At 52.2% G+C, this 11,170-nt stretch carries 12 protein-coding genes; 10 read left to right on the top strand and 2 right to left on the bottom strand.

The features are described from left to right. The first annotated feature begins 255 nt into the window (after nt 1-255). The 3 genes from BLT35_RS23310 (at nt 256) to BLT35_RS23300 (ending at nt 3,082) form a co-directional block, all read left to right on the top strand. Nucleotides 256-1,305 (top strand): ABC transporter substrate-binding protein, encoded by a 1,050-nt coding sequence (locus tag BLT35_RS23310; RefSeq protein WP_074729878.1) that lies wholly within the window; start codon nt 256-258, stop codon nt 1,303-1,305. A gap of 68 nt (nt 1,306-1,373) precedes the next feature. Continuing rightward, nucleotides 1,374-2,288 carry an ABC transporter permease gene (locus BLT35_RS23305; RefSeq protein WP_062409005.1) on the top strand — a complete coding sequence of 305 codons (915 nt, stop codon included), beginning with the start codon at nt 1,374-1,376 and terminating at the stop codon, nt 2,286-2,288. Beyond that, nucleotides 2,288-3,082 carry an ABC transporter ATP-binding protein gene (locus BLT35_RS23300; protein WP_074729877.1) on the top strand — a complete coding sequence of 265 codons (795 nt, stop codon included), beginning with the start codon at nt 2,288-2,290 and terminating at the stop codon, nt 3,080-3,082. Before BLT35_RS23305 ends, BLT35_RS23300 begins: the two co-directional genes overlap by 1 nt. A gap of 347 nt (nt 3,083-3,429) precedes the next feature. Here the strand turns inward: BLT35_RS23300 and BLT35_RS23295 are convergent, their stop codons facing one another. Next, entirely contained in the window at nt 3,430-3,897 is a 468-nt protein-coding gene (locus tag BLT35_RS23295; protein ID WP_054818822.1) for a type II toxin-antitoxin system VapC family toxin, read from the bottom strand. Next, complete coding sequence (locus BLT35_RS23290) at nt 3,884-4,225, bottom strand: hypothetical protein (RefSeq protein WP_054818823.1); 342 nt, start codon at nt 4,223-4,225, stop codon at nt 3,884-3,886. Before BLT35_RS23290 ends, BLT35_RS23295 begins: the two co-directional genes overlap by 14 nt. Before the next feature lie 302 nt (nt 4,226-4,527). Between BLT35_RS23290 and BLT35_RS26595 the strand changes: the two genes are divergently transcribed. From BLT35_RS26595 to metG, 7 genes are all read left to right on the top strand, one after another. Then, entirely contained in the window at nt 4,528-4,782 is a 255-nt protein-coding gene (locus tag BLT35_RS26595; protein WP_139170852.1) for a hypothetical protein, read from the top strand. Nucleotides 4,783-4,919: 137 nt separating this feature from the next. Next, the gene (locus BLT35_RS23285) at nt 4,920-5,612 is read left to right on the top strand and encodes a response regulator transcription factor (protein WP_062409002.1); all 693 of its coding nucleotides are present in this window, start codon (nt 4,920-4,922) and stop codon (nt 5,610-5,612) included. A 47-nt stretch (nt 5,613-5,659) separates the two neighbouring features. After that, nucleotides 5,660-7,066: a sensor histidine kinase gene (locus BLT35_RS23280; RefSeq protein WP_254777647.1), complete on the top strand. Its 1,407-nt coding sequence runs from the start codon at nt 5,660-5,662 to the stop codon at nt 7,064-7,066. Then, a complete protein-coding gene (locus tag BLT35_RS23275; RefSeq protein ID WP_062409001.1) occupies nt 7,060-8,136 on the top strand; it encodes a rod shape-determining protein in 1,077 nt (358 codons plus the stop codon). The genes BLT35_RS23280 and BLT35_RS23275 overlap by 7 nt, the downstream gene beginning before the upstream one ends. 66 nt (nt 8,137-8,202) lie before the next feature. Next, entirely contained in the window at nt 8,203-8,412 is a 210-nt protein-coding gene (locus BLT35_RS23270; protein ID WP_074729876.1) for a hypothetical protein, read from the top strand. 75 nt (nt 8,413-8,487) lie between these two features. Beyond that, nucleotides 8,488-8,700: a membrane protein insertion efficiency factor YidD gene (yidD, locus tag BLT35_RS23265; protein WP_082660780.1), complete on the top strand. Its 213-nt coding sequence runs from the start codon at nt 8,488-8,490 to the stop codon at nt 8,698-8,700. A gap of 444 nt (nt 8,701-9,144) precedes the next feature. After that, nucleotides 9,145-11,124 (top strand): methionine--tRNA ligase, encoded by a 1,980-nt coding sequence (gene metG / locus BLT35_RS23260; protein ID WP_074729875.1) that lies wholly within the window; start codon nt 9,145-9,147, stop codon nt 11,122-11,124. The last annotated feature ends 46 nt before the right edge of the window (nt 11,125-11,170 follow it).

The raw sequence follows: 11,170 nt of genomic DNA, 5'->3' as shown, positions 1-11,170 counted from the left end.
TTGAATTGTTTTGGCCAGAGCATTATTTAATGCTTCTTTGGGTTACACCCAGACCAGAACTTTACCAGGTCTTACCACGAACTGCATAGGTCATGTGGAATTTTATCCATTATACTGTTAATGGTTACTCGGGATATTGAACCAAGGTATAATTGTTCATTGACGAATAGGAACAGCCATAATAAAATTAAATAATATTGATTTAAAGCATTGATTTAAAGCATAATAGCGGTATATTAGGGGGTTTAATAATCATTGAAAACATCCACTAAGCTCTTATCGTTGCTTCTAACCGTGCCTTTGGTTTTGACTGCAGCAGGATGCGGCTCAAAGCCCGCCGAATCTGATCCGGCGGGAAGCGCCTCCAATCCACAAGATAAAAAGGTGTATAAAATCGGGATAGCCCAAATTGTCGAGCATCCGTCTCTTAACGCTACGCGCGAGGGCTTCCTGGCTGCGCTGAAGGACGCCGGCTTCGTTGACAAAGAAAATCTGCAGGTGGATTATCAGAATGCGCAAGGCGATGCTGCAGCGAATTTGACCATTGCTCAAAAATTTGCAGCGGATAAGAAAGATCTCGTTGTCGCCATCGCTACTCCGACCGCACAAGCGGTGGTGCAGAACGTGAAGGATACGCCGGTGCTGTTCGCGGCGGTTACCGATCCGGTCAGCGCAAAGCTGGTGGCCAGCTTGGATAAGCCCGGTGCGAATGTGACCGGTGCGGCCGATACGCATCCGGATGCCGTACCGAAGCTGATGGATTTTATTGCAGCGGAATTCCCTAAAGTGAAAACGGTCGGGGTCGTCGTCAATGAAGGAGAACCCAACTCCGAATTCATGGTGAATACGGCCGAAAAGGCGCTTGCCAAGCATAACATCAAGCTCGTCAAAGCAGCTGTTGCCAACAGCTCGGAAGTAAAGCAAGCGGCCGAATCGCTTGTGGGCCGCGTCGACGCGTTCTACATCACACTGGATAACACGGTGGTCAGCGGGGTAGAAACGATCATCAAGATTGCCAACGACAGGAAGATTCCGTTCTTCTCCAGCGACCGGGATACGGTAGAGAAAGGTGCTTTGGCTACCTACGGATTTAAGTACTACGACCATGGTTACCAAGCTGGACAAATGGCCGTCGAGATCCTCAAAAACGGAGCCAAGCCGCAGGATATGAAAGTGAGCTATCCGGATAAGCTGGATCTGATTATAAATGAAGATGCAGCCAAGGCGCAGGGAGTCGAAATTACGGATTCGATGAAAAGCAAAATGCAGAACAAGGAAAATTTGCTTAGCGGTTCTGCAAAATAATTCAAAGCACCGGGTGACCTTTTATTCATTTGGGGGTCACTCTTCATTCTTTACAGGGGGATGGATCAATGCTTCTTGCATTAACAGGCTCTCTGGAGTCAGGTATGATCTACGCCATTATGGCTCTGGGGGTTTACATTACGTTTCGGATTTTGAATTTTCCCGACCTGACGGTTGACGGGAGCTTTACTACCGGCGGGGCCATTGCCGCAGTCATGATTACTGGCGGCGGTTCGCCTGTCATTGCTACGATAGCGGCATTTTTCGGTGGGCTGATCGCAGGAGTTTGTACAGGTCTGCTGCATACGAAAGGGAAAATTAACGCACTGCTTGCCGGGATTTTGATGATGATTGCGCTATATTCCATTAATCTCCGGATTATGGATAAATCCAATATCCCTATGCTCGGTATGGATACGCTGCTTACGAACGTGAAGCTGTTGATCGTCCTGCCGATTGCCGTATTGGTCATCAAGCTGGCACTCGATTGGTTTTTGCGTACGGATATTGGTCTTGCTCTTCGGGCAACCGGTGACAATCCGCGGATGATCCGCAGCTTCGGAGTTAATACGGATAACACCATCATCATCGGAGTCAGCTTGTCCAACGGACTTGTAGCTTTGTCCGGCGCATTGATCGCGCAGTACTCGGCTTTTACCGAAATTACGATGGGTGTGGGGATGATCGTTATCGGTCTGGCCTCGGTCATCATCGGTGAAGCGCTGTTCGGCGCACGGACCGTGGTTCGCGCGACGCTTGCGGTCGCGTTAGGAGCTGTCGTTTACCGCCTCATCGTAGCGCTGGCGCTGCGCGTCGGGGTAGAGGCAACGGACATGAAGCTGATGACCGCTTTGATCGTCATTATTGCTCTGACGCTGCCGATGATACGCGCATCGATGCGCCAAAAAGCGCTTGTCCGCAAAAGAGCGGCTGAATTGGACCAGGCCAGCTCTGCCGATGTTGCGCGGGGAGGTGGCATCTGATGCTGAAGATCGAAGGCGTATCGAAGCTGTTTAATCCGGGAACTCCGGATGAGAAGGTGGCTTTGTCACGGATTAACCTGAACTTGAAGGACGGAGACTTCGTTACTGTCATTGGCAGCAACGGCGCCGGCAAATCTACGTTGATGAACATCATATCCGGAGTCATGACACCGGATCTGGGGAAAGTATGGATTGACGGGAAGCAAGTCGAAGCCCTGCCGGAACATCGCCGTACGGCATGGATCGGCCGCGTGTTTCAGGACCCGATGGCAGGCACCGCTCCAACGATGACGATAGAAGAGAACCTGGCCATGGCTTACGCGCGCAGCAAGCCCAGAGGACTTTCGATCGGCGTGAACGTGAAGAAGAGGAAGATGTTCAAGGAGCAGCTTAGCCGGCTCGGCATTGGCTTGGAGGATCGGTTGAGCGCGAAGGTCGGTCTGCTGTCCGGCGGTGAGCGTCAGGCGCTCAGCCTGCTCATGGCGACCTTCACGGAGCCGCGCATTTTGCTGCTTGACGAGCATACCGCCGCATTGGATCCTTCTCGGGCGGAGCTCATCACCACGCTGACCGAGCAGATCGTCTCCGAGCTGAAGCTGACGACGTTGATGGTCACGCACAACATGGAGCAGGCCATCCGCCTCGGCAACCGGCTGATCATGATGGACAAGGGCCGCATCATTTTGGATGTGCCGGAGCAGGAGAAGCAGGGCCTCACCGTAGAAGGGCTGCTGCACGAATTCGAGCGCATCCGCGGCACCAAATTCGCCGACGACCGCGTCGTACTGGGATAAAAGACCGCGTCTCCTTTGGGGGACGCGGTCTTTTTGCCGTTTGAACGACGGCAGCGGTGGCAGGGCGAGCTGCTAAGCTGAATTCAGCGCAGCAGCCGTGAATACTTCCGCAAGCCGCCGATGGCGTTCTCCACTTCGCCCCAATTCATGTATTGATAAACTTGTCATAAAGGATAGCATACCTTCCGTTAAAGCTGTGACGTTCATTTAGACGCAAAATATGCCATAATGTTCCTGTATTTTATGATATTTATTTTGTAAAGATCTGCGGCGGGACTGCGGCTGTAAATAAAAAGCGCCCCCGGTCACAGTGCAAGACTGTGAATCGGGGGCGGCGCTTATTTACGTTACCACATGCTGGGGAGCAGCCTGATCTCCCGGTCCAGTGTGGTCAGAAAGGCGTAGTTTGGATTAAATGTGAAAATCCGTTTCAACTGGTAAGACAGCATCACGACAGCCGTCATGGCTTCATTCAGCGAGAACTGGGATTTCGGAAAGTCAAGGATGAGCCGCTTGGATTCCTGCTCGAGCTCCGGGCTTCCCGGAATGACGGTCAGCACGCCCTGCTGCACGGCTTTGTCAATGGTGTTCAGGAAAAATTGCGCATCGGCAAAATCAAAATGGTTTCGCAGCCATTGGTGCGTTTCAAAGATAACATAGTTGGTCGTCGCCAGACGCCGATCCAAATCGTGTATATCGAAGAAAATCGTGCGCGCCTTCAAATAATAAGGATCTTCCGGATTCATAAATGCCATCAGGGCGGATTGCTCCAAGAAGATGTCCTGCTTAAGATTCGCATCGTTATGTAAGATCATATTCCTGTGCCTCCTCTGGGGTATAAGGTGCTTTACGCCTGGTTAGCGCGTCAAGCTGAAGCAGCGGATTTTTGTCTTTCTGATCTGCCGTCGTTTGGAACAAGGTATCTTGTGAACGGCCGGCAAAATATTGCTCAATCATATAATGGACTACAGCGGATACGGTTGTGTTCTGTACTTCGGCCATTTGCCGGCATTTCTCGTAATATTCGGGCTCCAGTTCAACGGCATGCGTATCCATGGCTTCCCCTCCCGATGAAAGGAGCCCTGCTGCGGCGTTCTTCCATTTATTCAATTGATTTTTTACGAAATCTTTGGAATTGTTCACGGTCTTCACCCTCCATGACAATGTGGTTATGATGTTGTGATTCGGAAATATGTATTGAGAGCATTCAGCTCCTCTAAGTCCCCATATCATACTGCGCAGCCGTTAGTCCTGGAGCAAATCGCTCGATCGTCACTTTTATAGAATTCGTTAGAAATGCTCAAATTCTGTCGTCTGGACGAAATGTTCACCGTTTGATCATACTTATTTAAACTTCCGGTCAAGGTTTCAACACAGTTTGAACATGTTTTTATCTTATATTAGAGCTTGTAAGGCGATCACCGATTCTGGAAAGGAGCTAGAGCATGAGACGATGGTTTGTATGTGTGCTGGGCGGAATGTTGATATTAGGGCTGCTCTCCGGCTGCTCAGGCGAAGGGGGAACAAGTAGTGACGTTCCTTCGAACTCAACGCCGTCCGGCGATACAGGAACAATGACCCCCGCACCTGCACCGGACTCCAACAAAGGTGACTTAAGCACAGACTCTCCGTCCACGGCACCGGAAGTGAATGATGGTGCCGGTGACGCTGGTACGACGGAATCTCCACAAGCCAAGTAAGATCCCCTGGAGGCTGTTTCCATCATGTTCCGACATGAGGAAATAGCTTCCTTTTTCTTGTTTCCCCCCGCAAATTCAAAGGCTCAAGAGAATCCTATAGGATAGGGACTTCAATATATATAAAAGGAGCTGAATTGATGAATCCCTGGAAGGTGCTTGTAGCCGATGACGATCCAAATGTACGGGAGATCATCCGGCTCTATTTCGAAAAGCAGCATATCGAGATGGTGGAAGCCCAGGACGGAGAAGCCGCGCTGGAGATGGTAGAAAAAGAATCTCCGGACATTATTATATTGGACGTCATGATGCCCAAGATGGACGGGTACGAGGCGTGCCGCGAAATACTGAAACGCTATGATATTCCGATCATCATGCTGACGGCTAAAGGCGAGGAGATCGACAGGGTGCTCGGACTTGAGCTTGGCGCAGACGATTATGTTACGAAGCCGTTCAGCCCGAGGGAGCTTGTCGCGCGCATTAAGGCGATTTTTCGGCGCATGCAGCCTAGAAAAAGTTCGGAGGAACAGGAACAAACCTATACGTTTGACGGTTTGTCGATTCACCCGGATCGTCGCGAGGTGCTGGTAGGGGAAGAAAAAATTATGCTGCGTCCGAAGGAGTTCGATTTGCTTACGCACATGGCCAAATCTCCGGGAACGGTGTACACCCGGGAGCAGCTTCTGGAACAGGTGTGGGGCTATGACTTTATCGGTGACATCCGTACGGTAGACGTGCATGTCAAGAAACTGCGGGAGAAGCTTAATCCGTATAAAAAGGATTGTATCCAGACGATATGGGGCGTCGGGTATAAATTTGAGGCGGAACGATGATTTTCGGCGTACATAAGAGCATTTTTCGGCGGTTGTTATTCAGTTACATGCTTACGGTACTGCTTGGACTGTGTGCGGTCGGATTGCTTTTATCTTTTTGGACCAAGGATTATATTGTCGACACCCAGCGGGAGGAACTGCTTCGCAAGGCCAAACGCGTGAATCTGACCATTCAAAATTTTCAGCAATCCGATGAGCGCATGAAGGATTTGCTGATCTTTTTTGACCAGTCGTTCGATACGCGAATCTGGACCTTTGACCGCAGCGGCCGCATTGTAGCTACATCCAGTAAAGATGAAGTATATATCGGGAAATCCGTGGAGCCTTCCATAGTCCGGAAAGTGCTCCAAGGCGAGGATGCCACATTAAATCTGCAATTTGAAGGCCTGAAAGAAACCATGCTGTCGGTTGCCGTCCCTTGGGGAAAGGACGATGTCGTCTATGGGGGGATCGTTCTGCATGCGCCGGTTGTCGGCATGAACCAGACCATTACAAGCATGAGGGAGACGATTCTGTGGGTTACGCTGCTTGGAATGATGCTGTCCGCAGCGATCGCTTCCTATTTGTCCTGGTCGATTTCGCGTCCTTTGCGTGAAATTGATAAGGTTGCGTCCAAAATCGGACTCGGCGACTACGGCGAGCGGATCAATATTCCGTCGAAGGATGAAATCGGCGATTTGGCGGCGACGATAAATCAAATGGCGGAAAAACTGGAGAAGATCGATTATGAAAAAAGAAAGCTGGAGCAGATCCGGCAGGATTTTCTCGCTAATGTATCCCATGAGCTGCGGACGCCGCTGACGGCGATGCAGGGATTTCTGGAGGCGCTGCAGGACGATCTGATCGATCATGCGGCCAAGCCCAGATATTACGATATCATTTATAAAGAAACGCTGCATATGAACCGGCTGGTGGACGATATCATGGATCTGATCAAGCTGGAAAATAACGAAATTACATTGGCCCGAAGCCCGGTCGATGTTTATCGGGTGATGTCGCATGTGGCATCGACTTTTGAGCCGGAGGCCGCCGAAAAAAACACGGTCATTGAGGTGTCCGCGGAAGAGGAGCTGCCCAAAGCCTATGCGGACCCTGACCGGCTGGAGCAAATTTTGAAAAATCTGGTGAAAAATGCGGTCAAATTTACGGAAGACGGCCGCATCTCGTTAAAGGCCCGGAGTGAACCGGGGTTTATTCAGCTTTGCGTTTCGGATACGGGCATCGGCATTTCGCCGGATGATCAGGAGATGATTTGGGAGAGGTTTTTCAAGGTAGACCGGGGACGCAGCAAAAAGAACCGGGGTACCGGCCTGGGGCTTGCGATTGTTCGTGAGCTCGTGGATTTACACGGGGGAACCATCTCCGTACGAAGCGAAATCGGCAAAGGCACCGTATTCGAGCTCCGGTTGCCCACCATTCATACAGCCCTTGAAGGAGGAAATTCGTCATGTTAAAACGATTTGATATGCTTTATGGAATAGACCTGGGTACATCCAATACGGTCATTTATCAGCAGGGGAAAGGGATTGTTCTGCGTGAGCCGTCCGTGGTGGCGATTCGTCAGGATACGGGAGAGATTGTTGCGGTTGGAACAGAAGCGCAGGCGATGATCGGGCGTACGCCGGGCAACCTCGATATTATTTACCCTCTTATGGACGGTGTGATCGCCAATTTTGATGTGACCAGCGCGATGCTGCAGCATTTTGTGAAAAAGGTTCAGGGGCGCGCTCCCTGGTTTCGAAGCTCGCAGGTGTATATTTCGGTGCCGTGCGGGATTACGAATGTGCAAAAGCGTGCCGTAGAGGAAACGGTCATACATAAAGGGGCAAAGAAGGCGGTAGCGGTGGAGGAGCCGCTTGCGGCGGCGCTGGGCGCCGGGTTGCCGGTGGACGAGCCTATCGGCAGCCTGGTGCTTGACATCGGAGGCGGAACAAGCCAGGTGGCGGTTCTTTCGCTAGGCGGGATTGTAGTGAGTCATACCGTGCGGCGGGCAGGCATGTCCATCGACAAGGATATCATCGATTATGTTAAGCGCACCTATAATATGGCTATCGGAGAGCGGACGGCTGAAGAAATCAAGATACGGATCGGATCGGTGCTGGACCCGGATGGCGAGAAGAAAGGTATGGATATCAGAGGACGCGACCTGATCGACGGGCTTCCGCGTTCGCTTCACTTGACCTCTAGTGAAATCTCTTCATTGATGGACGATTTCTTGATGACCATTCTCGAAGCGATCCGGGTGACATTGGAGAAATGCCCGCCGGAGCTGGCCGGCGATGTGATGGATCGGGGCATATTGCTCTGCGGCGGCGGTGCGCTTCTTCACGGACTGGACGAGCGGATACAGAAGGAAACCGGAGTGCCGGTGCATATTGCGGACCAGCCGATGGACTGCACGGCATTAGGCGCCGGCCGGATGCTGGATTACCAAAACGGGCGCCTGGGCAAGAGCAGCCGGGTCGCGTTGCGTGAGATTGCGGCAGGCAAAGCGGTAGAGGAAACGGTAAGGAGCGAGGCCTAGAACGGCCAGGCATAATAGCAGCTGGCAGAGGCGGAGCAGAGGGCTGCACTCGGATGAGAGGACGGCTTGTCTTGGAGCGGCTTGGGGCTTGGCGTCAGCCTGGATATGGAAGGAACTGTAAATATCCGGTACTTAATTATTCCGGGACCGGGCTCTGTGAAGCTGAAAATCAATCTAACAGCAGGAAAAATGGCGGCATCGCAGCCTGTTAAGCTGATTTTCAGCTTAGTGATGCAGAAGAAAAGATGCCGCCGGATCCTTAAGCGATCGATTTGACATGACACCCATCATGCGGCATCATGAAATTATACGTTGGCCGATTGCCGGTTCTAAAGCAAAGGAGCTGCGCCGATGGTGAAGCAAGTTTTGCGGGGCGGGGTGCTGTTCTACAGGAAGTTCATCTCTCCGTTGAAGCCGCCGACCTGCCGATTCTATCCCACCTGTTCCGCCTACGCGCTGGAAGCGCTGGAGCGCCATGGGGCGGCACGCGGGTCATGGCTTGCTGTCAAACGGATATGCAAATGCCACCCGTTTCATCCAGGGGGCGTAGATCATGTGCCTTGACACGGGCAGGGGATTTTCGATATATTTGGCTTAACATCCCATGAACGGATAAGTACTTTTGCGTGAAGCCGCACAGAGAGCCGGAGGAGCTGAGAACCGGCGGGCCGATGCAGAGGAAAATGGTCCTGGAGGATATGAAGGTGAGCCGATGGATCGTATCGCCTGTACCGCCACTTGGCACGTACAGGTGCGCAGGTCATGACAAGATGCCTCTGGCTAGCTTTCATCGTAATTCCGGCGTTAACGGAAGGTCGTCAACGACCGCTGAGCCTCGAACGGCGTGCAGCGGATGGTCATCCGTCTGCTAACGAACATGTTCGGGGAAAGTTGGGTGGTACCGCGTGAGCAGAAGCTCTCGTCCCAAAGGGATGAGGGCTTTTTTTGTACAAATAAAGCTGCCGCAGAGAATAAGATTGCAATTTACTATTTTGGGAGGTAACCTTCATGTCCGAAACGAAGAAAAAAAGTTTTTACATCACAACGCCGATTTATTACCCGAGTGACAAGCTGCACATTGGACATGCCTATTCCACGGTGGCCGGTGATGTCGTCGCACGGTACAAACGGCTGCGCGGCTACGACGTCATGTACTTGACGGGGACGGACGAGCACGGGCAGAAAATTGAGCGCAAAGCTCAAGAAGCAGGCAAAACGCCACAGCAATTCGTAGACGATATCGTCGCGGGAATCAAGGATTTGTGGAAAAAGCTGGACATCTCCTATGATGACTTCATTCGCACGACCGAACCGCGGCACAAGGAAGCCGTAGAGAAAATATTCGCCAGGCTGATGGAGCAGGACGACATTTACCTGGGCCATTACGAGGGCTGGTACTGTACGCCGTGCGAATCGTTCTTCCTGGAAAATAAGCTGGTGGACGGCAAATGTCCCGACTGCGGACGTCCGGTGGAATGGGTAAAGGAGGAAAGCTATTTCTTCCGGCTGAGCAAATATGCCGACCGGCTGGTCCAATTTTATGAGGAAAATCCGGATTTTATTCAACCGGAATCTCGCCGTAATGAGATGATCAATAACTTTATCAAGCCGGGACTTGAGGATTTGGCGGTGTCCCGCACCACCTTCGATTGGGGGATCCGTGTACCGGGTAATCCGAAGCACGTGATTTATGTGTGGATCGATGCGCTGTCCAACTACATTTCGGCGCTTGGGTACGGCAGCGGGGACGACAGCCGTTTTCAAACGTACTGGCCTGCGGACGTGCATCTGATGAGCAAGGAAATTGTACGTTTCCACACGATTATTTGGCCGATCATGCTGATGGCGCTGGACCTGCCCCTCCCCAAAAAGGTATTCAGCCACGGCTGGCTCCTGATGAAGGACGGCAAAATGTCCAAGTCCAAAGGGAATGTCGTCGATCCGGTCACCCTTATTGACCGCTACGGCCTGGATGCGCTGCGCTATTACCTGATGAGGGAAGTGCCGTTTGGGGCCGACGGGACATTCACGCCGGAAAGCTTCGTGGAAAGAGTCAATTTTGATCTGGCGAACGACCTCGGCAACCTGCTCAGCAGAACCGTCGTGATGATCGACAAATATTTTAACGGCATCGTGCAGCCTTACATTGAGGGAGCTACGGAATACGATAAAAACCTGATTGAGACCGTCCGCACTTCGGTCGCCAAAGTGGAGGAAGCGATGGAGAAGCTTGAATTCTCCGTGGCATTGACCCTGATTTGGCAGCTGATCAGCCGTACGAACAAATATATCGACGAAACGCAGCCGTGGCTGCTGGTGAAGGACGAGGCCAAGCGCCCTGTGCTTGGTTCGGTGCTGTACTGCCTGGCGGAGTCCCTGCGCATCGTTTCCGTACTGCTGCAGCCGTTCATGACTGAAACACCGCGCAAAATGTGGCGGCAGCTTGGTATCGAAGGAGAGTCCCTCACCGGTTGGGAGACCATCTACAAGTTCGGAACACTGCCTTCCGGCACGCAAGTGGTCAAAGGCGAGGTCATGTTCCCGCGCCTTGAAGCGGAGAAAGAGATCGCTTATATCGCCAATTCGATGGGCGGAGGGACGAAGGCGGCTGAACCGGAAACGCCCTCAACCTCGTCAACGGGTGAAGCGGATGAGGAAAAGGCTCCGGAAATCTCCATCGACGATTTCTTCAAGGTGGAGCTGCGGGTGGCGCAGGTCATCGCTGCGGAGCCGGTAAAGAAAGCCGACAAGCTGCTGAAGCTGCAGTTGGACCTCGGTTTCGAGCAGCGGCAGGTCGTCTCCGGCATTGCCCAATATTACACGCCGGAGCAGATGATCGGACGCAAAGTCATCTGTGTAACCAACCTGAAGCCGGTCAAGCTGCGCGGGGAGCTGTCCCAAGGGATGATTTTGGCAGCCTCTCAAGGGGATCAATTAACTTTAGCGACAGTTTCCGATTCGATTCCGAATGGGTCCGTGGTCAAATAAGGTTGTTCACCACCGGAATCCGGGAACGTGTATCAAAGCGCCCGGA

This window comes from Paenibacillus naphthalenovorans (assembly GCF_900099895.1).
In the GTDB taxonomy this organism is placed as follows: Bacteria; Bacillota; Bacilli; order Paenibacillales; family NBRC-103111; genus Paenibacillus_G; species Paenibacillus_G naphthalenovorans.
This window is presented reverse-complemented; position numbering and strand designations above follow the sequence as displayed.